The organism is Halovivax limisalsi (assembly GCF_023093535.1).
In the GTDB taxonomy this organism is placed as follows: domain Archaea; phylum Halobacteriota; class Halobacteria; order Halobacteriales; family Natrialbaceae; genus Halovivax; species Halovivax limisalsi.
This window is the reverse complement of record NZ_CP095757.1, coordinates 3,534,747-3,558,466: the sequence shown is the minus strand read 5'-3', so window position 1 is coordinate 3,558,466 and position 23,720 is coordinate 3,534,747. Positions and strand designations below refer to the sequence as shown.

Here is a 23,720-nt window from a genome sequence, read left to right as displayed (position 1 = left end):
CGCGTTGCTCAGTCCGACCGCTCGGCGAGCCGGGCGTAGGCGTCCCACGACGGGTCGACACGGGGGTGTTCGAGTCGTTCACCGTCGACGACGACGCCCGAACCGGACTCGACGCGGCCGATCACGGCCACCGGGGTTCCCCGGTCGGCGAGCGCCGTTCGGACGGCGTCCGCACCGTCCGGTTCGACGGCGATCACGAGCGCGCCGCAACTGGTCGCCGCCCAGGGGTCGATGCCGAGGTGGTCACAGACCGGGGCGACGCCGGGGCGCATCGGGACGGCCTCGCGATCGATCGCGAAGCGTGCGTTCGCCCCGTCGGCCATCTCGGTGAGCGCGGCGGCGAGGCCGCCCTCGGTGACGTCGTGCACGGCCCGCACGGGGCCGGCCGCGGCGGCCGTGAGCGCGTCGCGGACGCTGTACACCTCTTCGAGGCGATCCTGGGCCGCGTCGAGGGTCTCGGCCGGGAGATCGAGCTGATCCGGAAAGCACGTGCTCAGGAGCCCGACCGCCTCCGCGGCGGGTCCCGACGTCAGCAGCAGTCTGTCTCCCGGTCGCGCCCCGTCCGGGCGGACGATCGCGTCGTGATCGCCGACGCCGACCGCCGTCGCTGCTCCGACCCAGGGGAAACTGACGTCGTCGTATCGCGCGGTGTGACCCGTCACGACGGACACCCCGAGGTCGACGCACTCGGCGTGGATTTCTTCCCACACTGTTGCGAACGCCTCGTCGGTCATCGACGCCGGCAGGGTGAAACAGATCGAGAGGTGCGTCGGTGAGACGCCGCTGACCGCGACGTCCGCGAGGACGACGTCGAGCGCGAACCTGGCCGCCCGCTCGTAGCCGAGGTCGGGGAGGATCGAGAGCGGGTCGGTCGCGGTCACGAGCGCCCGCCCGCCGACGTCGACGACGCCGAAGTCGACGCCGTGTGTCGGCCCGAGTCGGACGTCCGCACGGTCGGCGCCGAGGTTCGGCGCGACGTGGCGCTCGAAGAACGGTCGGTCTATCTTTCCGAGATCGGGCACGACTGGGGCGTCGGCCACCGTCGGCTTAGAGGTGTGGGTTCCGTCGTCGGCTTAGAGATGTGGGTTCCGCCGTCGGCGACCGCGGCGGCCGGTTGCGAGAACTCGCCGACCGCGTTCCACGACGTCTCCGAAAATCTACAAAAACGCGGCTCAGGAAGCCTCTTTGACGGATCGACGGCTACTCCCGATCGAGAACTGTGTCGGACGGTCACGGCGAGTGGACGATCCTGAAGTACTACGGCTTCATGGCCACCTACTCGGTCGGATTCATCTGGCCGATCGGATCGGGCGCCGACGCGTCCTCGGACTCGGCCTGCTGGCGATGGCGACCTCGCTGCTCGGATTCGTCGTCGCGGAGACGTTCGCCCACTTCGTCGTTCTCTACGTCGTCTGGGCGCTGTCGACGGCGCTGCACTCGGGGACGGCCGACGCCTGGCTCTACGACGCGCTCCGCGAGTCGCTTCGCGAGGACGAGTTCGCCCGCGTTCGCGGGCGTGGCGGCGCGGTCTACGAGTGGACCTCGGCGGGGACGATGATCGCGGGCGGGTTGCTGTACGTCGCGCACCCGACGTACCCGTTCGTCGCCTCGGCCGCGCTGCACTGCCTCGGAATGGTACTCGTCACGAGCGTGCCCCGGAACGCGCAGTACCGAAGGGGGGCGACGGACGGCGGCGAGCAGGCGGGGAAGACGGACGAATCGACGGCTGCGGATTCGACGGGAGGGACGGACGATGCGACGGCAGCGGATGACCGGCGTTCGAGGACCGACGATGAGTCGGGCGGCGTCGGCGTCCGGGGCTCGCTCTCGGTCACGCGCACCGTCCTGTTCTCGCGCGATCTCCGGACCTTCGTCGCGTTCGTCGCCTGCTTCTTCGCCGTGATACAGGCGACGGACACGTTCATCCAGCCGATCGCGGAGGGCGTCCTCGCGGACGCGCTCGCCGGCGTCACCGTCGGCGGGCGGTCGATTCCGGAACCCGCGCTACTCGGGGTTCTCTACGCCTGTTTCGCGGCCGTCGGTGCCATCGCCAGCGATCGGACGGGGGCGGTGCGGGCCCGCCTCGACGCGCGATCGGCGGTCGCCCTGCTCGCCGTCGGCGTAGCGCTCGCGCTGCTCGTCCCGTGGTTCGTGGCGGCCCTCGCGATCCCTGCGTTCGTCCTGTTGAAAGGCGCCCACGCGCTCTCGAAGCCGCTGGTCGCCCAGTACGTCAACGACCGCACCGGATCGGCCGCCAGGGCGACGATCCTGAGCGCGACGTCGATGGGGTTCGCGCTCGTGCGAGCGCCGCTGAAACCGGTGGCTGGCGCCGTCGCGGACGCGACCTCCCCGGTGGCGACCGTCGCGCTGCTCGGCGTCGGGCTGCTGGCTGTGACGCTGCTGTTCACCGTGCGGACGGGCCGATGGCGGGCACTGGTTTGGTAAGACGTTCTCGCATTCCTGGCGTCGGAGTCTCACGGGTCGACCTATCCAGTATTTCCGCCGGCGTGAAGAATCGACATCGAAGTTGGTTCGATTGATCGGCCCGAAGAATCGGGCGTTTCTCCCGTATTGTGCGGATCGATTTGTCGGGCTCGAACACCGACGCGAGGGCCGCATTTGGGCTGCTCACATCGGCCCGCACCGAGGGCGTAGCGGTCTCGACGACGGACGACGCTGATGGGGGAGACGAAACCGGACGCAGGCGGGAACGCAGATACGGATAGCGCTGAGAGGCGTTCTCGCCTCGTTTCCCCTCCTGCTCGTCGGTTTCCTCGTCCGGCTGGTCCTGACGGCGCTCGGGCCGTTTCGTCGCACCCGAGGGTGCCACTGACGTCAGGTCGGTCGCTGTGTCTACCGACAGAACGCAGACTGATGCGTCGACTGACGTCCCGTCGACGGCAAATTCAAATGGGTTCCGATCTTACTCGACCGACGACATTCCTCGGTACTGCCCAGCCTACTCCGTGGATCTGGCCCCGATAGGCATCCGGTCCACCACACGACGAGGGCGACCTGGCGCCGGCGCGGACGCAGTCGACCTCGGGTTCCTGTTTGTCTCCAGTGTTGCGGCGTGGGAATCGATGGATGACGTCACAGCGGTCGCACTTCGATCGCTCCACGGGGCCTGATCGAACGGGCATGATGTCGGCTGTCCGTTCCCGTTTGACGCCGCTGGCCGGGGTCGGGAATCGTCGGAGACGCGGAATGCGGATCGATCCCCGGATACACCACATCGAATGTATATGTATATCATTGATTAACCGAGTTCAATTTTTAATTATAATACGTACTTATACGATAGAGAGTTATTACCGTTCCTGTATACATGAGATACATACTCGTGTTGGTCGTCGCGCTGCTGTCGGTCGGCGGGATGGTGGCCCCGGTGGTAGCGGTCGATCGGCCGGCAGAAACGCAACCGGAACCGATCGCTACAGGGCCGGACGATCACGACCCGGACGCCACGCGCGACGCGCCGGACGGTGGCGTGGTGGTTTCGGAGGGATCGACGGTGACCTTCACGGTGGCGGGGACGGACGCGGACGGCGATCTGTTCCGGGTCGGGTGGTACCTGGAAGGACATCAGGAGACGGACGTGATAAGCGGGGCGTCGGCGACGACGTCGTTCGCCTCGACGTTCGACCAGGCGGGGACGTTCACCGTCACGGCCGTCGTCTACGACGACGACTGGACGCCCGCGAAGGCGACGTGGACGGTCGAGGTGGAACCAGACGACACCACGGGGTACGACAACGGTACGACCGCCCTCTACGTGTGGGAGCGTGGTGACGACATCGCCACCGACGAGGGCAGCAGGACGAACTTCTTCGAAACCGCCGAGCAGTACGGCGTCGACACGGTGTACCTCTCGTCGGGGGCGACCGCAGACGTCTCTCCGGCGGACCGCTCGTCGTTTATCCAGGCCGCCCACGACCGGGGGCTGGCGGTGCACGCGCTGGCCAGCGCACGCGGCGTCGGGCAGGCCAGCGGAGTGCTCGACGAGGTGGCGGACGTTCTGGCGTACAACGCGAACCGGTCCAGCCAGGCCACCTACGACGGCATCCACCTCAACATCGAGCCGTACGGTGGATCCGACGACGTTCCGACCGTCATGGCGGAGATCGACGGGAACCTCACCGCCATCGAGAACATGACCGTCGACGGAGAAACGGTCGACTCCCAGGGCCTCGACGTGTCGACCGCCGTGGCCCCGTGGTGGCGCACCCGGGCCGAGGCGGAACTGACGACGCTGCTGGACAACCCGGCGCTGGATTACGTGGCGATCATGTCCTACTCGGACACGGCGTCCGCCATCGAGACCAAGATCACCGATATAACGGCGTTGGGCGACGTCCCCTACGAGTTCGCGGTCGAGACGGACGACCTCGAGGGCGCACCTGAGTCGGTGACCTTCTACGAGGAAGGTCCCGAGATCATGACGGCGACCGTGGCGACGGTGGCGTCTGGTCCGCCGCAGCCGGCGCAGTTCCGCGGGAAGGCACTGCACTACTACGGGTCGATGCTGACGTGGAACGCGACGAACGGTACCGGTTCGTAACGCGCGCCGGGCGGCGCGGTAGCGGTGCCCGGCGGCGGTGTCGTCGCCCTTGCTGTGGGTGCTTCGGAGCGGCGGGGTCGCCGACGTTTCGCGGTTCGATGCGCCGGCCGATCGCTTCGTCCGGCCGATCGCCCCGCGTTAGTTCTTCCCTACCACGGTTACGCCGGAGGGAACTATTTAACTACGACCAGTGGAGGATACTTCGATACGTATCGCCGGATCGACGTGACGCACTGCCCGTGGCGATCGACGACGCGCCCGGGTCGTTCTAACGGAAAGCCGGGCGACTACCTGCCGATCGCTCCACGTGCACGATTCCCCGCCACACGACATCACACATGGCACTCGCACCCGTCTTCGTCCTCACCGTCCTGACCGTTTGCCTCGGCGTCGTCGCAACCGGGTTCGTCTGTCTCGACAGGAATCGCCTCCGTCAGACGCTCGCGGCGGTCCGACCCCGGCTTCGCGACGTCGGACCGTACCTCGCCGTGGTCGCGGCGTTCTTCCTCGCACGACGCGTCGCCCACCCGGCCAGCGTCGCCCTCTCGTATCGCATCGACTGGAACATCACCGACGCGATCTACGCGATCGAGGGAGACGTCGTGGCCGTGATCCAGGCCGCCTCCGCCCCCGGACTCCTCGAATATTTTACGATAATGTACATGTTCGGCTTTCCGTTCCTCCTGATCGCCGCGCCGATCCTGTATTTCGGCCTGGCCCGGACGCGCCACCTCAAGTCCCTGCTGCTCGCGTACGTGCTCAACTACGCCGTCGGCTCGCTCTGTTATACGCTCTTTATCGCCCGCGGCCCGCGCATCCACCTCGATTCGGTCGACGGGCTGATGTACGAGGCCTACCCGCAGACCCAGGCGATGACCGCCGCGATCTCCTCGAACACGAACGTCTTTCCCTCGCTGCACACCTCGCTCGCCGTCGTCGTCTTGTGCTTCGCCTGGCGAACCCGGCGCGTCTATCCCCGCTGGTTCCCGATCGCCGCGATCGTCGCGGGATCGGTCGTCTACTCGACCATGTACCTCGGGATTCACTGGGTCGTCGACGTCGTCGCCGGCATCCTGCTGGCCGTCTGGAGCGTCGGCGCTGCGGATCGACTCCGCGCCCGGTTCGACGGCGCGTCCGACCCGATGGCCGACGCGCCGAGAACGAACGGATCGACCGCTGCTGACCCCGATTTCGGTGATTAGCGATTGGACGCTTCAAAACGGGTCTCGGTAGAATCGTGTGGGACCACCGGTCAGGCGCGAGCGATGACCGTTTACGGTTCGCTTCCGAGGAGCGTTACGAACAGTCGAAGCTGAGTTCTTCGTACGCGATCGTGGATCCGTTCCCGTCCTGTACTTCGACCCGTAGCCGGCCGGTAACGGGTGTCGTGCCAATTGTGGTTTCTCTGGTGAACCGATCTCCGTCACCCCTGTGGTCCGCCGGCCGGTTCGAACCCTGATGTATTGGTATTGTGTGACGGGGATTTTGACTCTCGTCGTGTGGGTTGTAGGCGTTGACGACGGCAGCGTCCGTTTCATCGACGGTTGATTCGTCTACCGTCACTCTCAGCTTTGCGAGTTCGTGATCCGTTCCCCACGTGACGATTTTCGCCTTCACTAACGGGGCACTTCTGTCGGCGTCGTGGTCGTACATCGAGCAACTCGTGGTATCATCAGTCGTGCTATTGCTCCCGGCACAACCCGTTAATCCACCAGCCATGGCTACCGTGAGCGTCCCCAACGCCTGTCGCCGAGTCAGACTTGAATTCAAGGCTATAATCTCCTTACTTGTTCATTCCTTATTCCATCGCTCACCGTCAATGCCGAGGTTGTAATCCCATTCTGTTACCACATCCTCGGGACGGGTGTATGCACACATTCCCATTACTTCACATGTTGCCTCGGTACTTCCCTCGAATATAACGTTGAAACGATCATTTGACATGTTCATTCTACTCCGATGCGGTCTCACAGTACCTCCTCCGATCGTAAATTCGCCACTTAGAGTGGCTGAACCCCCTATACCACCGCTCTCCCCAGAGACCGTCATCGACATTGTCATTGGTATACCGTGTTTATTTCGGTCCCCACCAGGTTTATATCGCTTCATATCTCCTTCTCCACCGACGAATTCGTATTCAATGTACGCCTCTTTCAGGTTACCAGTCCACAAGGCGTGTTCTTGAGGCCGGCACCCAGCCCAGCCATACAAGATATAGTACCGATGCCCGACATCGTTCATTATGTCTGTTTTGTAACAAACAAGGTAGTAGTCCGCTTCCACAATTGTATTTCCGATGGCGGTGTCATCTTTCCTGTATGCTGTATCCTCCCAGACTATTTCGCCAGGGGTGTCTGTGGGATCTTCTTGCAACGGATCTACCTCGGAAACACGATATTCACCTCCGGTATTCCGTTTTTGACTGATCTGGAGTGTTGCTGGTTCGATACTATTTGCCTTTAATCGTTCACTAAATCGTTGCCGCTCTTCTGTAGTTAGTAACTGCTTTTCATCGCTGTCATTGGCGGTGTGGGCTGTCTCTTTGGATTGTGACCCGTCCCCTCCCCTGATAGCAGAGGCGCTACCCTGGCCTATTAGTGAAACTGAACCTGCGGCGAGCCCAGTCCTCCGTAGTACCGATCTTCTATTCCAACCCTTACCGACATTCTTCTTGGACATTACTATAATCAATACATTCGACCCCTATATCAAATTTTTGATTATCATGAAATTTATATATCTGAAACAAACGGGTTATTGTTATTGACCAACCCCATCCGCCTATCGATTGATTTCGAAACTAAGGATAGAAAGCCCCAATTTTTACTAATCTCTCTTCCTGAATCACAAATGACGTCTTCGGATCTGAGATTATACTACGTGCCGAGAGACAGCCGATCTCCAGCTGCACGTTGATTATTGCACTTGTACTGGGCTAATACACTCACACCTGGGGTGGTTTTACACGAGTCGTCGCGGCGGACTGGCATCTCCGTACTCGCCAGGTGACGCAATATAGACTTTAATTTCACTCCGCGGCCGGACCGCCGGCGGCGTACGAACGCGTAGCCTCGACGAGGTGTCGGCGATACGTGCTGGCGTCGGGTTCGTGCGCGAGCTCGCGAAACCGGGTCCGAAACGACTCGAGGTCGACCGCCGGCGCGTCCATCGCGGCGGCGTGGGCGAGGTCGTACAGCCGGTGGTCGTCGTCGATCAGGTCGTGCCGTTCGGCCAGGGCGAGCGCGAACGCCGCGTTGACGGCCGTGATCTCCGGGTCGGCGCCGGCGCCGATCCGCTGGAAGCCGGGCCGGGGCGGCGCCGGTCGATCCGCGACCGCCGTCGCCAGGCTCGACTCCAGGTACGAGAGCAGTTTCTCGCCCGGCCCGACCGAGAGCGTGATGTCGTCGGCGTAGATGTCTTTCATGTGATTGGCGATCTGATAACAGTGGGCCAGCTCCCGTCGCTCGACGTCCCGGCCGGTTAGCGCGAGGTAGAGGGCTTCCTCGGTCGACTGGACGTGCGAGGGGTGGTCCTCCTCGTAGCGGGCCATGTGGGCGAACTCGTGGAGGGCGAGTTCGCGCGCCATCGCCGAGTTGGCGGCCTGTCGCGAGATGTTCAGCACGTGACGATCGTCGTAGTGACCCGCCCAGGTCCGTTCGTCCGGGTCGTCCCGGAGGTGGACCTCGACGGGCAGCGAGAGATCCCGCTCGGTCTCGAACAGGTCGCGAGCGCCGAGAAACGGGGCCGCCGGGCCCGGACCCCGTACGCGTAGTTCCATGAGTAGAGATATCACGGGAGGAAGGACCATGAGCGTTGTGGCGCGTCCGGCTGGTGAGAGCGAAGCACGCACGGCGACGGATCGGTCGGTTGCGGTCGCGAGGGTTCCGTGCGCGCCTCCCACGCACGCAAACTTGGCCGTTCGACGCGTAGAACCCGAACTGGGGTCGATCCGTGCCCCACGCGAAACGCCGTCACTTCGTTTCACCCGTGACGAGCTTCGCATCTGGCGATACGAAACGCCAGATGCGAAACAGCACCCTTTTGACCCCGCTACCGGTACGAGGGTGTATATGGGCCGACGCAAGAAGATCGTACAGGAGTGTGAACGGCTGATGGACGAACCGGAGAACATCCGGAACATCGCCATCGCCGCTCACGTCGACCACGGAAAGACCACACTCTCGGACAACCTCCTCGCGGGGGCCGGCATGATCTCCGACGAGACCGCCGGCGAACAGCTCGCGATGGACACCGAGGAGGACGAACAGGAACGAGGCATCACCATCGACGCGGCGAACGTCTCGATGACCCACGAGTACGAGGGCACGAACCACCTCATCAACCTCATCGACACGCCGGGCCACGTCGACTTCGGCGGCGACGTCACCCGCGCGATGCGCGCCGTCGACGGCGCGCTCGTCGTCGTCGACGCCGTCGAGGGCGCGATGCCCCAGACCGAGACCGTCCTGCGCCAGGCGCTGCGCGAGGGCGTCAAACCGACCCTGTTCATCAACAAGGTCGACCGCCTCATCTCGGAGCTCCAGGAGGGTCCCGAGGAGATGCAGGAGCGCCTGCTCTCGGTCATCCGCGACGTCAACGAACTCATCCGCGGCATGACCGAGGACATGGACGACATCGAGGACTGGACCGTCTCCGTCGAGGACGGCACCGTCGGCTTCGGCTCCGCGCTCTACAAGTGGGGCGTCTCCATGCCCTCGATGCAGCGCACCGGCATGGACTTCGGCGACATCATGGAACTCGAACGCAACGACGAGCGCCAGGAGCTCCACGAGCGAACGCCGCTGTCGGACGTCGTGCTCGACATGGTCTGCGAGCACTTCCCGAACCCGGTCGACGCCCAGCCGATGCGTATCCCGCGCATCTGGCGCGGCGACGCCGACTCCGAACTCGCCGAGACGATGCGGCTCGTCGACGAGAGCGGCGAGGTCGTGCTGATGGTCACCGACATCGCGATGGACCCGCACGCGGGCGAGGTCGCCTCGGGCCGCGTCTTCTCGGGCACCCTCGAGAAGGGCCAGGAGCTCTACGTCTCCGGAACGGCGGGCAAGAACCGCGTCCAGAGCGTCGGCATCTACATGGGCGGTGAGCGCGAGGAGGTCGAGCAGGTTCCGGCCGGCAACATCGCCGCCGTCACCGGCCTGCGCGACGCCATCGCCGGATCCACCGTCTCTTCCGTCGAGATGACGCCGTTCGAGTCCATCGAGCACATCTCCGAACCCGTCATCACGAAGTCCGTCGAGGCCCAGACGATGGACGACCTCCCGAAGCTCATCGAGACGCTCCGGCAGGTCTCGAAGGAAGACCCCACGATCCAGATCGAGATCAACGAGGACACCGGCGAACACCTCATCTCCGGCCAAGGTGAACTCCACCTCGAAGTCCAGACTCAGCGGATCGAGAAGAACCAGGGCATTCCGGTCAACACCGGCGAACCGATCGTCGTCTACCGCGAGGCCGTCCAGCGCGCCTCCGACACCGTCGAAGGTATCTCGCCCAACCGGCACAACCGCTTTTACATCTCCGCCGAACCCCTCTCGGACGATCTGGTCGAGACGCTCAAACGCGGCGAGGCCTCGATGGACATGCCCGAACTCGAGCGCCGCGAGGCCCTGCAGGAGGCCGGCATGGACAAGGACGACTCCCAGAACGTCGAGCAGATCCACGGCGCGAACATCCTGCTCGACGAGACGAAGGGGATTCAGCATCTCAACGAGACGATGGAGCTGTTCGTCGAGGGGCTCGAGGAGGCCCTCGACAACGGTCCGCTCGCAAACGAACCCGTCCAGGGCACCCTGATTCGCCTGCACGACGCGAAGCTCCACGAGGACACCATCCACCGCGGCCCGGCGCAGGTCATCCCGGCGACCCGCGAGGCCGTCCACAAGGCGCTGATCGACGCCCACATCGCCATGAAAGAGCCCATGCAGGACGTCCGCATCGACGTTCCCAACGACCACATGGGCGCCGCCTCCGGCGAGATCCAGGGTCGGCGCGGCCGCGTCGACGACATGTACCAGGAAGGCGACCTCATGGTCGTCGAGGGCATCGCCCCCGTCGACGAGATGATCGGCTTCGCCAGCGACATCCGCTCGGCGACCGAGGGACGGGCCTCCTGGAACACCGAGAACGCCGGCTTCGAGTTCATGGCCGACTCGCTCCAGCGTGATAAGATCATGGAGATCCGCGAACGCAAGGGCATGAAGCTCGAACTCCCGCCGAGCGTCGATTACTTCTAACGACCTTTTTTACCGGGGGCGTCGGCCGCCGAAGGCGGCCTCGACCCCCGGCAAAAAACGTCGATGAAAAAGGCCGCGAGCGCAAACGCGCTCGCGGTGAAACGGCGCGCGGAGCGCGCCGTATGCAACTCGCCGCCAGTTGCGTTCGATCGCCTATAGTCGGTTCGGACACTGTTCGCAGGAATCGTACGATGCGTCCGCTATTCGTCGGATCGCAACCGATGCACGTCCATCCTCGCCGAAGGCTTACGTAGGCCGCGCTATCTATGCGTTAAGTTAGGGAAATAGACAATAATATTACTATGGGGCCGTTTATTCGACTGCTGGTAAGCCCGATCGACCGGCCGGGGTCCGCCAGCGTATCCGTCCTCGGACCGAGTCGACTGATAGCAGGCAGTACGGATGATGCCGTCTCGATGACCGTCGGTTTAAATGACTGTTCTACACGGGACGCACGCCTATGTGCGTCCGAGTCGATCTGCAATCGTGCCTTCGACGTACGATGCGTTTCGCTCGGCCCTTTCGGGGGAGTCGTTCCCCCTAGCGTATCTCGATCGATCGGCGTTCGAGGCGAACCTCCGGACGACGCGCCGTCGCGCGAGTGGGCTCCCGGTCCGGGTGGCCTCGAAGTCGATCCGCTGTCGCGCCGTTCTCCAGGAGGTCCTCGATCGGGACGGGTTTCACGGCGTCATGTGCTACACCGGCCACGAAGCCGCCCATCTCGCGGCCGACGGCTTCGACGATCTGCTGGTCGCCTATCCGATCGTCGACGCCGACGAACTTGACGCGGTCTGTGCGGCGATCGACGACGGAACGCGGGTCGTCCTGATGGTCGACAGCGAGGCACACGTCGAGCGAATCGCCGGGGTGGCCGCGGAGCGGGGCGTCACCGTCCCGCTCTGTCTCGATCTCGACGTCTCGACCGAACACCTCGGGATCCACTTCGGCGTCAGGCGTTCGGGAATCCGTTCGCCGACTGGCGCCCTCGAACTCGCGCGAACGATCGCCGACGTACCGGCCGTCACCCTCGCGGGGCTAATGGGTTACGAGGGTCAACTCGCCGGGCTCCCGGACGACGATCCGTCGAACTCGGCCCCGAAGAACGCCGTCGTGCGCCGGCTCAAGCGCCGGTCTGAACCGATCGTCCACGAGCGCCGCCGGGAGACCGTCGCCGCGCTGGAACGGGAAGGATTCGACCTCGACTTCGTCAACGGCGGCGGGACCGGTTGTTTCGAATCGACCCGGCGGGATTCCTCGGTGACGGAACTCGCCGCGGGGTCGGCCTTTTTCGCGCCCGCCCTGTTCGATTACTACCGCGGATTTTCGTACGAACCGGCCGCGGGGTTCGCCGTCGAGATCGTCCGACAGCCCGAATCCGACGTCTACACCTGCCGGGGCGGCGGCTACGTCGCGAGTGGACCGCCCGGGGTGGACAAGACGCCGATGGTCCACCTGCCCCGCGGGGCGTCGCTGTTCGACGCCGAGGGCGCCGGCGAAGTGCAGACGCCGATCGCCTACGACGGCCCGCAAGACCTGGGACTCGGGGATCCGGTCGTGCTCCGGCACGCCAAAGCCGGCGAACTGTGCGCGCACTTCGAGCACCTGCACGTGATCGACGACGGGGAGATGGTCGATCGATATCCGACGTACCGCGGCGACGGGGCGTGGTTCGTGTGACGGGACCGGATCGCGAATCGGGCGAGGCGGCGAGGGGATCGAGCGAGCATCCCGGTCGCTGGCGGAACTGGTCCGGGTCCGTCTCCTGCCGTCCCGAACGGTATCACCGGCCGAGGACGGTCGCGGAGATTCGAGCCCTTGTCGAACGCCACGCCGGCGAACGAACGATCCGGGTGGCCGGCTCCGGGCACTCCTTCTCCGCGGTCGTTCCCACCGACGACGTGCTCGTCTCGCTCGAGCGATTCACCGGCGTCAGATCGGTCGAGCACGACCGCCGGCGGGCGACCGTCAGGGCCGGGACGACGCTCGCCGAGCTGTCGGAGACGCTGTCGGTCCACGGGCTGGCGATGACGAACCTCGGGGACGTCGATCGCCAGACGATCGCCGGCGCGCTCGCGACCGGCACCCACGGCACCGGCATCGAGCTCGGCATCCTCTCGACGCAGATTGCCGAGATCGAACTCGTCACCGTCGACGGCGAGATCAGAACCCTCTCCGCGGACGACGGCGACGCCTTTCGGGCGGCACAGCTCTCGCTCGGCGCCCTGGGGATCGTCACGGCGGTCACCCTCGAGGTCGAACCGGCCTACCGATTGCGCGAACGCGCCTGGACGGCTCCGCTGGAGGCGGTCCTTGGAGGGATCGAGACCATTCGCGATCGGCACCGCCACGTCGAACTGTTCTGGTTTCCCCACACCGACGTCGCGCTCGTCAAGATTCTCGAGAAGACGGACGAACCGCCCGCTGAATCGCCGATTCCGGACGGCGTCGCGGAGGGAGCGACGAACCTGGCCTGGGAGGCCGTCTGTCGACTCTCGAGTCGATTTCCGCGGCTGTCACCGCACCTCGCTCGGCTCACCGGTGGGGCCCTCTCGGGCGGCGAGACCGTCGGCCCGAGTCACGAGGTGTTCGCGAACCGCCGCGAGGTCCGGTTCAACGAGACCGAGTACGCCGTTCCCGCGGCGGACGGGCCGGCGGTGCTTCGCCGGCTTCGCGACCGGGTCCTCCCGTCCCACCCGGAGATCGTCTTTCCCGTCGAGTTCCGGTACGTCGCCGGGGACGACATCCCGCTCTCGCCGGCCGCCGGCCGGGACGTCGCCTACGTCGCCGTCCACGCCTACCACCGCAAGCCGTTCCGACCGTACTTCGAGGCCTGCGAGTCGGTCTTCGACGCGTTCGACGGTCGGCCGCACTGGGGAAAGTGGTACTCGCTCGACCGGACTCGACTCCGCGAGCGCTATCCGGAGTGGGACGCGTTCGAGTCGGTTCGACGGCGCTTCGACCCCGAGGGTACGTTTCTGAACGACGAACTGAGCGCGCTGTTCGACCCGGCGTAGGCGCGGCGTGGCACTCGGCATCGTCGCGGCGCTACCCGCTCGGCGGAGGCACACTCTCTACCCCGGCGTGATCGCGGCTCTCCCCGCCCGTCGCCGGGATGTCGCTCACGGGACGACGGCGGCGACGATCTTCGACTCGATCCGGCGAATGTGTTCGCCGACGTTGGCCTCCGAGGTGTCGAGACGCTCGGCGATCTCCTCGTAGGAGGTCTCCCGGGGGTGTCGATAGTAGCCCAGCTCGACGGCCGCCCGGAGGATCTCGCGCTGGCGATCGGTGAGGGACGCGTAGACGCGGTTCGGCCTGGGTTCGTAGGCACCGGTCCGTTCGACCGCCATCGAGACCGACTCGGGGACGTGCTCGAAGAGCCCGCAAACGCGTTCCTCGTCCCCGACGAGGGTGACCCTGATCGAACCGTCGGGGCGAAACTCGATCGGTCGGTCGATCGCGAGTCCCAGCGCTCGAACGTTACGAAGGAGCGCGGCCACCGTCTCGTGGTGGGCGCCGTGTGCGTAGACGAAGGCGCCGGCGCCGTCGTGACTCGGCGCGATCGCGACGTCGCGGTGGTCGTGCGTTCGGAGCAGCGTCTCGATCCGGTCGGGCGGGCCCCGCAATTCGTACAGGGTGACGACGGAGCCGTCTGGGAGCAGGCGGACGTCGTACACCGGACCGTGTGCGAGGTCGGGGTTCGCGAAGACGTGCTCGTCCGTCTCGCCCAGCCACTCCTCGGGTGAGAGCGAGAGCGTCACGAATCGGAGCGGTGCCGGGTCCATCTCGGTCTTTCTTTGCTGTGTCGCGGTGATACTTATCGTTTCGCTCGGAGGTACCGTTCCGCACGGGCCGATCGCGGACGACGCCTCGTACCCACCGACGACTCACCGTACAGTTACCGAACGTAATTATTATAAAAACACCCGTTGTATACAAGAGCGAACGTTACGAATCTTGGTAGTGTTTCTCTCCCATGGTTCGCAGCACCACTTCGGCTCCAACTGCGGGTGACCGAGCATGAGCGACCGACGACTGGACCGGCGGCGATTCGTCGGCTATGCGGCGGCTGCTTCGGGATTAGGCGCAAGCGCGACCGTCACTGGGGCGAGTGACTCGTCCAAGGGGGCCGACCGCGGGGCAACGACCGATGGCGACCTCGACGGCGCGGGGACGCTAACCGCCGGTGCGGCGGTACGAGATATCACGCCGGCGAACGGCGAGCCCTTCTTCGGCTACGCGCGACCGGACATCACGGCGAGCGGCGTCTCGATTCGGTTGTACGCCCGGGCGCTCGTCCTGTCGGACGGTCAGCGAACGGTGGCCCTCGTCGGCGCCGACCTCGGGCGTCCGATGGCCCGCGAGACGGTGCTCGAGCACGCCCGCCCGCTCGGGTTCGACCGCGACACGGTCCTCTACGCGACGACGCACACGCACGCGGGTCCCGACGAGTTCGACGACTGGATCGCGGCACAGATCGGCGACGCGATCGCCGCGGCCGACGCGAACCGGCGACCGGCGCGGGCGGCGTGGGCCGAGGCGGACGTGCCCGACAACAACGTCAACCGATCCATCGAAGCGCACCTCGCGAACTACGGTCTCGACATCCCGCCGGGCGAGGGATCGCCGGAGGACCACCCCGTCGATCCGTCGCTCGCTCGCGATGACACCCTCCGCCTGCTCCGCGTGGAGGGCGTCGACGACGCGCCGATCGCCGCCTGGACCTGCTACGCCAATCACCCGACGACGTTCACCCCGGCGAACCGGACCTACTCCGCCGATTTCCCCGGCGTGGCCGCGCGCTGGTTCGCCCACCGGTTCGACGGCGGCGCGGCGCCCGTCACGCTGTCGGCGGCGAGCGATCCGGGCGATCAGATCACGCACTACGACGACTACGGGATGTACGCGCTGGCCGAGCGGACGGCCGTCCGCGTCGAGTCGGCGATGTGGGCGGCCTGGCGGGCTGCCGGCGATGCGCTCACCCGTGACCTGCCCGTCGGCGGTCGATCGAGGGTGGTCGAGTACGACGGCCAGCGCGTCGACGGCGACGAGCGCGTCGGGAGCACGGGACTCGTCGGCAAGCCGATCCTGAACGGCGGGGAGAACGGCCCGACGCCGTTCTCGGGGCTCGAACTCGAGGGCGAGCGCCGTCCCGAGTGGCTGGCCGACCCGGTACAGGGTCGCAAGATCGTCCTCGGACCGGCCCCGTGGTCGAGCGACGTCGAGATCCAGGTCATTCGGCTCGGGGACCGACTGCTGGTGACCGTCCCCGGCGAACCCACGGTGGAGATGGGGCGGCGAATGGAGACCGCGGCCGCGGACGCTGCGCCGGAGGACGTCGCGGACGTCACGGTCGTCGGCGTCGCGAACGGCTACAACGGCTACTTCACGACCCCCGAGGAGTACGACCAGCAACACTACGAGGGCGGCCACACCGTCTTCGGTAAGTACGCCTCGCGCCTCGTCGAACGACACCAACGCGAACTCGCCGCCGCGTTCGCCGACGGTCTCGGCGACACGCCCGATCCGTCGGGTTCGCGGCCGTCGAGTCCCGACGCCCCCGTCGGTGCGGGCGCCGACGGCGGGTCCATCACCGCGGAGCCGCCGGCGACCGTCGAACGGATGGAGACCGTCGGATTCGAGTGGTCTGGCGGGAACTCGGGCGCCGACCGGCCGGTCGGCGACCCGTTCGTCATCCTCGAGCGGGCCGTGGCCGGATCCGACGAGTGGGAGCCCGTCGGCGACGATCGCGGCCTCGGCTTCGTCTGGACCGAGTGGTATGGCGACTACGCGGCACGATTCGACGTCACGCCGGACCTGCCGACGGGTACGTACCGATTCCGGGTGAATGCGGCCCGATACGAACTCGCGAGCGATCCGTTCGAGGTGGTCCCCTCGACCGGGCTCCTGGTTCGCGGTATCCGAACATCCGAGCCGACGTCGGACGGATGGGTCGAACTCACGGTCCTCGCGCAGAATCCGCCGCCGGATCCCGACGACAACCTGCGGTCGCGCGAACGCTCACCCCACGGCGGGACGGCGACCCTTGAGATCGACGGGGAGACGGTGGATGCTGAGTGGGACGAGGTGGCCGGTGGCTGGGTCGCGACCGTTCAGGACGTCGACGAGGGCGACGTCGTCACGATCCCCGCCGGCGGACTCGAGGACGCGTTCGGCAACCGATCCGGGGATGCGGTCGAGCTGACGGTCGGCGAGGTGGCCGACGTCGAGTGGCCCGAGAACATGACGGTCGGCGGCGGGGACCCGCCCGGTCTATTCGGGATCGGCCGGATTCCGATCTGACGAGTTGGGCACGACGGGTGGAACGTCGAACCGATAGGCACGGTCGGGTACTCGCCAGGCTTATTACGATCTATTACGAAGTATTGCACATGCCGATCAGTATCGACCGCTTCGAAAACGGGTGCGACGAGGCACTCGACCTGGAAGCAGGGACGCAACCGTATCTCATCCTGGAATTTTTGGCGTCGAACGCGGATCAAGCGTTTACCCAAACCGAGATCCACGACGCGACCGGAATCAACCGAGGGAGCGTCGGTGCCGTTCTGTCGCGTCTCGAAGATCGAGGGCTGGTTCGACACCGTGGTCGATATTGGGCGATCGGTGAAGACGACCGGTTGGCGTCGTTTGCAGCGCAAGTGGGGGCGAGTTCCGTCTCTGCGACGGACGATTTCTACGAGGAATAAATGGCGCGATACGAGCGTGGTGGCGTGGTCAAGGGGCCGGATCTATTCGCTGACAACTCGTACCGCCCGTTCGTTTGCGTGAGCGATGAGAATCACCCCTTCGCGGGCGAAGAGGCGCTCTACGCAGCGCTGAGGTCAATCCCTCGGCCGGAGGCGATTTCGCTCGGCGATGCCGACTTCGCTAGCGGTGGCCTGCCACGCGAGAGCTACGTCAATCCCTGGACGCTCGCGTCGATTCGTCACGCAGATATCGATGGTCGAGAGGGTCGGCTAACCGAGTCAGCGATCGAACGAATCACACGTCAGTGTGGCCGATATCTCGGCCTCGACGTGTAGGATTCTGCGGCCCTATCGACGATTCACCCCGAGTCCAGCACGGCGAGCACCTCGGGCGCTTCGTACACTTTGTTTCGCTCCTGGCCGGTCGTCTCGACGACGATGCCCTCGGCCTCGAGCGCTTCGATGGCGTCGTAGACGGAGGGCTTCGAGCGCCCGGTCGCCTCGACGGCGCGTGGGCCCGTGAGGTAGGGCTGTTCGAAGACGTAGTCGACGAGTTCGCGGGCGGTAGGAAAGCTGGGGAACTTCGCGCGGTAGGACTCGCGGAGGTCCGTCAGCGCGACGCCGCAGTCGTAGGCGTCGACGGCCTGCTCGGCGATCGCGTCGAGGACGAAGACGACCCACTCCTCGTAGGCGCCGTCGGTGCTCACCTCGAGGAGTTTCTCGCGATACGCGACCCCGTGGCGCTTGAAGTACGCGCTGAGGTAGAGGTACGGGCCGGGCAGCAGGCCGGCGTCGTAGAGCTGGAGCATGATGAGCAGGCGCCCGAGGCGGCCGTTGCCGTCGCGGAACGGGTGGATCGCCTCGAACTGGTAGTGAACGAGCGCCGTGTCGACCAGCGGCGGGTACTCCCCGCGACGGAGGTACGAGAGACACTGTTCGAGCAGGAGCGGCACGTAGTCGGGACTGGCGGGGACGAACGAGGCGCCGTCGGGGCCGTCGCCCCGCGCGCCGATGTAGACCGGGACGTCGCGGAGCTCGCCGGGGCGGTCCTCCTCGCCGCGGACGCCGCCAAGCAGCGTCTCGTGGAGCCGACGAATCAGGTCGACGTCGATCGATTCGCCCGCGTTCAGGCGCTCGAACCCGTGGGTGACCGCGTCGACGTAGTTGTACGCCTCGCGAACGTCGGCCAGTTCCGCCGCGGCGCGCTTCGGCGAGGCGCCGACCTCGTGGGCGTAGATGTCCGAGATCGTCACGTTCGTCCCCTCGACCTGGGAACTCATCGCGGCCTCGCGATGGACGAAAGGGGCGATCAGGAGGGTGGGATTCTCGAGGTGGCGTTCGAGCGTCGCCAGCCGCCCCAGCGCGTACTGGGCGTCGCCGTAGACCGCGAGCACGTCCTCGGTCACCTCGAGATCCGGCGGGAGACTCGCCGGTCGGTGGCAGGGGAGCCCGTCGTAGTCGTCGATTTGGCCGGGTCCATCGGCGAAATCCGCTGGATCCATCTCACTATGGGTCGGTGTGCACCCCACTTAAGTTACGGGGAAAGGCCATTCCCTAACTACTGGGGCGCTTGACCGGTCGTCAGTGAGCCCCGCCGCTCGCTCGGTGCCGTTGGCTGACGTCCGCCGCCGTCGTCCTGGGGCCGTTTACGCGGGCCGGGAGGGTCGAACGAGAGGGGACAGTCGAGTGTACCGAGGCTTCCCCGCCGATCAGTGGGCCGACATCGACGACGGGACGTTCACGCAGTAGACGCCGCCGATGATGAGAGCGATGCCGAGGGCGCCGGGAAGGTCGATCGGGTCGTCGAAGGCGACGAGGCCGATCGCGGCCACGCCGACGATCCCCAGCGCCGCCCAGGTGGCGTAGACGACGCCGATCGGTAACTCCTCGAGCGTCAGCGAGAGCAGGTAGAAGGCCAGGCCGTAGCCGATCACGACGCCTGCGCTCGGAATCGGCTGGCTGAACCCGTCCGACAGTTTGAGCGCGGTCGTCCCGACGAGTTCCGAGACGATCGCGCCGGCGAGCAACGCGTACGGATTCATACACCGATCTTTTCGGGAGACCGGTATGTGGCTGGTGAAACGCGGTGCCACTTGCAGCGGGTTGTCCGCTCGAAGGGCGCCGAACGGTTCGACATGCGCCTCGCATTCCCACAGGCCTTATTTCGTCGGGTGAGACGACTCGTCCATGAGCGAACTGACGGAACTGGGGCTCTCCAGTTACGAGGAGCGGGCCTACCGGGCGATGCTCTCGCTCGGGTCGGCGACAGCCAGCGAGATCGCGGAGCGAGCGTCGGTGCCGACGGGGCGAATCTACGACGTTCTCAACGGCCTCGCAGCCCGCGGACTCGTCGAAACCCGCGTCGGGACGGAGCCGACGGTCTACGAGCCGATCGATCCCGAGACGGCCGTCGACCGCCTGCTCGAGGAACGCACGCGCGAGCTCGACCGCCGCGAGGCCGAATTGCGCCAGGCGGCCCGATCGGTTCGGTCGGACCTCGCGCCGACGGTGCCGGCCGGTGCGACCCTCTGGCGGACCGACCTCGGAAGCGAGGACGCCCTCGCCCTCTGGCGCGAGCAGGCGAAGACGGCGACCGACCGGTACCGGATGGCCGTCGGCCCGCCGTACGACGCCGCCGACTGGGCGACCTACGCCGCCGAACTGTCGCCCGCGGACCGGATCGGCAGCGACGTCTCGGTCCGGGTGTTGCTGTCCGACTCCGTCTTCCATCACCTCCCCGACGGCGAGATCGGGACCGTGATCGACGGCCTCTCCGATATCGCGGTCCGCGTCGCGTCGGCCGTTCGCCTCTCCGTGTACGTGGTCGACGACGTCGAGTGCTGTCTCGACCTCCCCGACCCGTTCGACCCGGCCGAGCGGCTCGGGGTCGCACTCTCCCGCGAGGATATGTTCGTCGACGAGGCGATCGAGCGGTTCGACCGCGCGTGGGCGGCGGCGACGTCGATCGGTGACGAACGTTCGGGCCACAACTAGCCGCCGCTCGCGCTCGAACGGGAGCGGCACTCGCGTCGCGTCAGTTCGGACCTCCGACAGCGTTTTACGGGACTCGCGCCTGCTCTCACGTGATTCGATGCTGGAACTGTATCGACTCCCGGGGTGTCCCTACTGTCGGAACGTCGAACGGAAACTCGACGAACTCGGGCTCGAGTACGAGTCCCACATCGTCTTTCCCATTCGGTTCTTCCGCTTCCGCGTGAAATCGGTGAGCGGTCAGTCCGGCGTTCCGGTGCTCGTCGACCCGGCACACGGAATCGAGGGACTGGCTGAAAGTGACGACATTGTCGCCCATCTCGAGCGGACGTACGCCTAACGGGGACTGTCCAGCCACGGGGAGTTGCGGGTCAGCCGTGGCGACGGGTTTACCGTCCGAGTTTCTCGCGACCGATCTGGACGCCGGTCGGCGTGACGACGATCTGATCGTCGCCCTTCTGGACGATGTCGCCGCCGACCTCCTGGACGACCTGGCGGAGCTCGTCGAGGACGTGTTCGACGGTCTTGTCCTTCGTGCGCAGGCGCGTGATGTCGGCGATGACGACGTCGCCGTCGTAGACGGCGTCCTTGATGTCGACGGTATCCGACTGGCCGGCGATCTCGGCGAACTGTACGCGCATCGCCGCCTCGCCCGTCTCGGCCGCGACGGCGTCGGGGTCGAGTTCGACGTAATCCTCGGCGGCCCGCGTCCCGCCGCCACCGAGAATCTTGCTCATGAGGCCCATAGGCAGTGACTCCGCCGCCGCGAGTATAGTTCTTACGTCAGACGGACCGCGACGGATCGGGCTGGCGGCGTCGTCCCGAGCGGGTCCGTCGATGGACGGCGAGACGGCGGACTCTCGGTCCGGACGATTGTGTGAGAATACCACTCGATGATGCAGTCGTGCGGTTTTTGGTACCCGTCTGCAAACGGGCGGTCGAACATGAATCAACGAGAAACCTGGGCCACCAGAGTTGGATTCATCCTGGCGGCCGTCGGGAGCGCCGTCGGGCTGGGCAACATCTGGCAGTTCCCGTTCAAGACGTCGGCGGAGGGCGGCGCGGCGTTCGTCTTCGTCTACCTCGTCGCCGCGTTCCTGATCGGCCTCCCCGCCATCCTCGGCGAGTTCGTGATCGGCCGGCGGGCGAACATCAACGCCGTCGAGGCGTTCGACCGGCTGAAACACCCGGCGTGGACCGTCGTCGGCGCGGTCGGGCTCCTGACGGGGCTGTGGATCCTCTCGTATTACAGCGTCGTCGGCGGCTGGGTCATCCGCTTCATGATCGACAGCGCGACGGGCGCGTACTTCTCGACGCCCGCCGAGCACTTTGGTGAGATTTCGGTGGGCTGGGCGGCGATCGCGTTCCACGCCGGCTTCATGGCGGCTACCGCCGTCATCGTCGCGTTCGGCGTCGAGAAGGGCATCGAGAAGGCGACCCGGCTGATGGTCCCCTCCATCGTCGTGATGCTCGTCGGGCTCGCCATCTACGCCTTCACGCTCGACGGGACCGGACCGGCGTACAGCTACTACCTCTCTCCCGACTTCGACTACCTGGCGAATAACTTCGGGAGTATCGTCCCGTTCGCCGTCAGCCAGGCCTTCTTCTCGCTGTCGCTGGGGATGGGCGCGATGATCACCTACGCCTCCTACCTCGGAGACGACGACAGCCTCCCGGCCGACGGGAGCCTCATCGTCGTGTTGAACACGGCGGTCGGCCTGCTCGCGGGACTCGTCGTCATCCCGCTGCTGTTCGTCCAGTTCGGCGACGTTCCCGGCGTGGCCGCTGGTGGTGGTCCGGACGCGCTGTTCGTCGGAGTTTCGCAGGTGTTCGCGGATCTGGGGGTCGCCGGCCGGGTGCTCGGCGTCGCGTTCTTCGGCGTCGTGCTCATCGCCGCGCTCTCCTCGGCGATCAGCCTGCTGGAGGTCGTCACCTCCTACGTCGTCGACAACTACAGGTATAGCCGACCGGTCACTGCGTTCGGCGTCGCGTTCGCCATCTTCGCGCTGGGGACGCTCTCGGCGTGGAACACGGCCTGGCTCGGCTGGTTCGACTCGCTCGCCTACGGCGTCTTGCTCCCGGTCTCCGTCCTGCTGGTCGTGATCTTCGTCGGCTGGGTGTACGGGCCGGAGGCCGTCGACGAGATCGAGAAGGGGACCGGCGGCGGGGAGACGTTCGCAACGGCCTGGCTGTGGTCGATCCGGACCTACGTCCTCGCCGGCGTCTTCGTCACGCTGTACCTCGGCGTGACCGATCTCTACGCGGCGCCACCGATTCCGTTCCTCTAGTCCCTTCCGAGCGGTACGGCTTCAGTTGCTGGACCGGCCTAAACCGGTCACTCGATGCGGACCCGCTGGCCAGCGCATCGCGCCGACTTCACCCGGAGACCGACCGGCCCTCGATCGGGACGCTCCTTCCATTCCCGCCTCTCCTTCGATTCAATCGTCAAACCCTCTAACGAATTACGATTCAAAACCCAGTCGGGAGATATAATTGTCTTCGTCGCCACGTCCGCCCATGCAGTCGCTCGACGAAACGGATCTCGAAATCCTCCGCCTGCTGGGCGAGGATAGTCGGCGGCCGTTCGCCGCGATCGGGGAGGCGGTCGGGCTGTCGGGGCCCGCCGTCTCGGATCGCGTGAGTCGACTCGAGGAGGCCGGGGTGATCAACGGTTTCACGGTCGACGTGGATCGATCGCAGCTCCAGGCCGGGATCCCCGTCTTCGTGCGGGCCAGCCCCCAGTCGATCGACGTCGCGACGCTTCGCGAGCGGGTCGCCGACGACGAGGCCGTCGAGCACCTCTTCCTGACCGCCGAGGGTGAACTCTGGTTCTCCGGTCGGACGCAGGTCGGCGCGGCCCACGAGTGGCTCGACCGCCTGTTCGAGGGCGAGTCCGTCGAGTACGCGGTGACGCTCGTCGACGCCGTCGAGTGGCACCCCTCACTCGGCGCAACCGACTTCGCGCTCACCTGCGCGGAGTGCGGGAACACCGTCGACAGCGAGGGCGAGTCGACGCGGATCGACGACGAGATCTACCACTTTTGCTGTTCCTCCTGCCGCAGTCGGTTTTCGGAGCGCTACGACCGGATCGAGGAGGGCGCCTGAGGGTGACGGGCAGGTCCCACCCGGGCGAATTAGCCTGGACACTTTCACATCGAAAGTTTGATCGCCACTGAACCTTCGATTCGAACCAGTAAGGCGGGT

20 protein-coding genes are annotated in these 23,720 nt (G+C 65.9%); 12 read left to right on the top strand and 8 right to left on the bottom strand.

Annotated elements, in window-relative coordinates; genetic code table 11:
• Window positions 1-8 precede the first annotated feature (8 nt).
• Window positions 9-1,022 (bottom strand): AIR synthase family protein, encoded by a 1,014-nt coding sequence (locus MXA07_RS16520; protein ID WP_247729695.1) that lies wholly within the window; start codon window positions 1,020-1,022, stop codon window positions 9-11.
• A 217-nt stretch (window positions 1,023-1,239) separates the two neighbouring features.
• Here MXA07_RS16520 and MXA07_RS16515 point away from each other — a divergent pair, with 217 nt between their 5' ends.
• From MXA07_RS16515 to MXA07_RS16505, 3 genes are all read left to right on the top strand, one after another.
• Entirely contained in the window at window positions 1,240-2,445 is a 1,206-nt protein-coding gene (locus MXA07_RS16515) for an MFS transporter (protein ID WP_247729694.1), read from the top strand.
• A gap of 883 nt (window positions 2,446-3,328) precedes the next feature.
• Entirely contained in the window at window positions 3,329-4,561 is a 1,233-nt protein-coding gene (locus MXA07_RS16510; protein WP_247729693.1) for a hypothetical protein, read from the top strand.
• A gap of 338 nt (window positions 4,562-4,899) precedes the next feature.
• Window positions 4,900-5,763: a phosphatase PAP2 family protein gene (locus tag MXA07_RS16505; RefSeq protein ID WP_247729692.1), complete on the top strand. Its 864-nt coding sequence runs from the start codon at window positions 4,900-4,902 to the stop codon at window positions 5,761-5,763.
• 94 nt (window positions 5,764-5,857) lie between these two features.
• Here the strand turns inward: MXA07_RS16505 and MXA07_RS16500 are convergent, their stop codons facing one another.
• The 3 genes from MXA07_RS16500 to MXA07_RS16490 all read right to left on the bottom strand — a co-directional run bounded on the left by MXA07_RS16500 (window position 5,858) and on the right by MXA07_RS16490 (window position 8,339).
• Window positions 5,858-6,214 carry a hypothetical protein gene (locus tag MXA07_RS16500; RefSeq protein WP_247729691.1) on the bottom strand — a complete coding sequence of 119 codons (357 nt, stop codon included), beginning with the start codon at window positions 6,212-6,214 and terminating at the stop codon, window positions 5,858-5,860.
• 138 nt (window positions 6,215-6,352) lie between these two features.
• A complete protein-coding gene (locus tag MXA07_RS16495) occupies window positions 6,353-7,240 on the bottom strand; it encodes a hypothetical protein (RefSeq protein WP_247729690.1) in 888 nt (295 codons plus the stop codon).
• A 349-nt stretch (window positions 7,241-7,589) separates the two neighbouring features.
• Window positions 7,590-8,339 (bottom strand): DUF5781 family protein, encoded by a 750-nt coding sequence (locus MXA07_RS16490; RefSeq protein ID WP_247729689.1) that lies wholly within the window; start codon window positions 8,337-8,339, stop codon window positions 7,590-7,592.
• Between the two features lie 292 nt (window positions 8,340-8,631).
• Between MXA07_RS16490 and MXA07_RS16485 the strand changes: the two genes are divergently transcribed.
• From MXA07_RS16485 to MXA07_RS16475, 3 genes are all read left to right on the top strand, one after another.
• A complete protein-coding gene (locus MXA07_RS16485; protein ID WP_247729688.1) occupies window positions 8,632-10,818 on the top strand; it encodes an elongation factor EF-2 in 2,187 nt (728 codons plus the stop codon).
• A gap of 486 nt (window positions 10,819-11,304) precedes the next feature.
• Complete coding sequence (locus MXA07_RS16480; protein ID WP_247729687.1) at window positions 11,305-12,495, top strand: alanine racemase; 1,191 nt, start codon at window positions 11,305-11,307, stop codon at window positions 12,493-12,495.
• The gene (locus MXA07_RS16475; protein WP_247729686.1) at window positions 12,492-13,832 is read left to right on the top strand and encodes a D-arabinono-1,4-lactone oxidase; all 1,341 of its coding nucleotides are present in this window, start codon (window positions 12,492-12,494) and stop codon (window positions 13,830-13,832) included. Before MXA07_RS16480 ends, MXA07_RS16475 begins: the two co-directional genes overlap by 4 nt.
• 105 nt (window positions 13,833-13,937) lie before the next feature.
• Here the strand turns inward: MXA07_RS16475 and MXA07_RS16470 are convergent, their stop codons facing one another.
• The gene (locus tag MXA07_RS16470; RefSeq protein ID WP_247729685.1) at window positions 13,938-14,603 is read right to left on the bottom strand and encodes a helix-turn-helix domain-containing protein; all 666 of its coding nucleotides are present in this window, start codon (window positions 14,601-14,603) and stop codon (window positions 13,938-13,940) included.
• A 235-nt stretch (window positions 14,604-14,838) separates the two neighbouring features.
• Between MXA07_RS16470 and MXA07_RS16465 the strand changes: the two genes are divergently transcribed.
• Window positions 14,839-17,121: a neutral/alkaline non-lysosomal ceramidase N-terminal domain-containing protein gene (locus MXA07_RS16465; RefSeq protein ID WP_247729684.1), complete on the top strand. Its 2,283-nt coding sequence runs from the start codon at window positions 14,839-14,841 to the stop codon at window positions 17,119-17,121.
• Window positions 17,122-17,210: 89 nt separating this feature from the next.
• Entirely contained in the window at window positions 17,211-17,525 is a 315-nt protein-coding gene (locus tag MXA07_RS16460; protein ID WP_247731772.1) for a helix-turn-helix transcriptional regulator, read from the top strand.
• A gap of 359 nt (window positions 17,526-17,884) precedes the next feature.
• Here the strand turns inward: MXA07_RS16460 and MXA07_RS16455 are convergent, their stop codons facing one another.
• The gene (locus MXA07_RS16455) at window positions 17,885-19,027 is read right to left on the bottom strand and encodes a Fic family protein (RefSeq protein ID WP_247729683.1); all 1,143 of its coding nucleotides are present in this window, start codon (window positions 19,025-19,027) and stop codon (window positions 17,885-17,887) included.
• Between the two features lie 207 nt (window positions 19,028-19,234).
• Window positions 19,235-19,567 carry a DMT family transporter gene (locus MXA07_RS16450; RefSeq protein ID WP_247729682.1) on the bottom strand — a complete coding sequence of 111 codons (333 nt, stop codon included), beginning with the start codon at window positions 19,565-19,567 and terminating at the stop codon, window positions 19,235-19,237.
• 145 nt (window positions 19,568-19,712) lie between these two features.
• Between MXA07_RS16450 and MXA07_RS16445 the strand changes: the two genes are divergently transcribed.
• Together MXA07_RS16445 and MXA07_RS16440 are read left to right on the top strand one after the other, a co-directional pair.
• On the top strand, window positions 19,713-20,519 hold the full coding sequence (locus MXA07_RS16445) for a TrmB family transcriptional regulator (protein WP_247729681.1): 807 nt from the start codon (window positions 19,713-19,715) through the stop codon (window positions 20,517-20,519).
• A gap of 97 nt (window positions 20,520-20,616) precedes the next feature.
• Window positions 20,617-20,856, top strand: a complete 240-nt coding sequence (locus tag MXA07_RS16440; protein ID WP_247729680.1) for a glutathione S-transferase N-terminal domain-containing protein — start codon at window positions 20,617-20,619, stop codon at window positions 20,854-20,856.
• 49 nt (window positions 20,857-20,905) lie between these two features.
• Here MXA07_RS16440 and MXA07_RS16435 read toward each other — a convergent pair whose 3' ends face one another.
• Window positions 20,906-21,262, bottom strand: a complete 357-nt coding sequence (locus MXA07_RS16435; protein ID WP_247729679.1) for a cell division protein SepF — start codon at window positions 21,260-21,262, stop codon at window positions 20,906-20,908.
• 198 nt (window positions 21,263-21,460) lie between these two features.
• Between MXA07_RS16435 and MXA07_RS16430 the strand changes: the two genes are divergently transcribed.
• On the top strand, window positions 21,461-22,804 hold the full coding sequence (locus MXA07_RS16430) for a sodium-dependent transporter (RefSeq protein ID WP_247729678.1): 1,344 nt from the start codon (window positions 21,461-21,463) through the stop codon (window positions 22,802-22,804).
• A 229-nt stretch (window positions 22,805-23,033) separates the two neighbouring features.
• Window positions 23,034-23,621 carry an AsnC family transcriptional regulator gene (locus MXA07_RS16425; RefSeq protein WP_247729677.1) on the top strand — a complete coding sequence of 196 codons (588 nt, stop codon included), beginning with the start codon at window positions 23,034-23,036 and terminating at the stop codon, window positions 23,619-23,621.
• The last annotated feature ends 99 nt before the right edge of the window (window positions 23,622-23,720 follow it).

Bases quoted from the DNA above. Each gene is read 5' to 3' on its own strand.
- MXA07_RS16435 (WP_247729679.1), bottom strand. From the start codon at position 21,262: ATGGGCCTCATGAGCAAGATTCTCGGTGGCGGCGGGACGCGGGCCGCC.
- MXA07_RS16465 (WP_247729684.1), top strand. From the start codon at position 14,839: ATGAGCGACCGACGACTGGACCGGCGGCGATTCGTCGGCTATGCGGCG.
- MXA07_RS16485 (WP_247729688.1), top strand. From the start codon at position 8,632: ATGGGCCGACGCAAGAAGATCGTACAGGAGTGTGAACGGCTGATGGAC.
- MXA07_RS16440 (WP_247729680.1), top strand. From the start codon at position 20,617: ATGCTGGAACTGTATCGACTCCCGGGGTGTCCCTACTGTCGGAACGTC.
- MXA07_RS16500 (WP_247729691.1), bottom strand. From the start codon at position 6,214: ATGTACGACCACGACGCCGACAGAAGTGCCCCGTTAGTGAAGGCGAAA.
- MXA07_RS16450 (WP_247729682.1), bottom strand. From the start codon at position 19,567: ATGAATCCGTACGCGTTGCTCGCCGGCGCGATCGTCTCGGAACTCGTC.
- MXA07_RS16505 (WP_247729692.1), top strand. From the start codon at position 4,900: ATGGCACTCGCACCCGTCTTCGTCCTCACCGTCCTGACCGTTTGCCTC.
- MXA07_RS16445 (WP_247729681.1), top strand. From the start codon at position 19,713: ATGAGCGAACTGACGGAACTGGGGCTCTCCAGTTACGAGGAGCGGGCC.
- MXA07_RS16470 (WP_247729685.1), bottom strand. From the start codon at position 14,603: ATGGACCCGGCACCGCTCCGATTCGTGACGCTCTCGCTCTCACCCGAG.
- MXA07_RS16510 (WP_247729693.1), top strand. From the start codon at position 3,329: ATGAGATACATACTCGTGTTGGTCGTCGCGCTGCTGTCGGTCGGCGGG.
- MXA07_RS16495 (WP_247729690.1), bottom strand. From the start codon at position 7,240: ATGTCCAAGAAGAATGTCGGTAAGGGTTGGAATAGAAGATCGGTACTA.
- MXA07_RS16455 (WP_247729683.1), bottom strand. From the start codon at position 19,027: ATGGATCCAGCGGATTTCGCCGATGGACCCGGCCAAATCGACGACTAC.
- MXA07_RS16490 (WP_247729689.1), bottom strand. From the start codon at position 8,339: ATGGAACTACGCGTACGGGGTCCGGGCCCGGCGGCCCCGTTTCTCGGC.
- MXA07_RS16460 (WP_247731772.1), top strand. From the start codon at position 17,211: ATGCCGATCAGTATCGACCGCTTCGAAAACGGGTGCGACGAGGCACTC.
- MXA07_RS16430 (WP_247729678.1), top strand. From the start codon at position 21,461: ATGAATCAACGAGAAACCTGGGCCACCAGAGTTGGATTCATCCTGGCG.
- MXA07_RS16425 (WP_247729677.1), top strand. From the start codon at position 23,034: ATGCAGTCGCTCGACGAAACGGATCTCGAAATCCTCCGCCTGCTGGGC.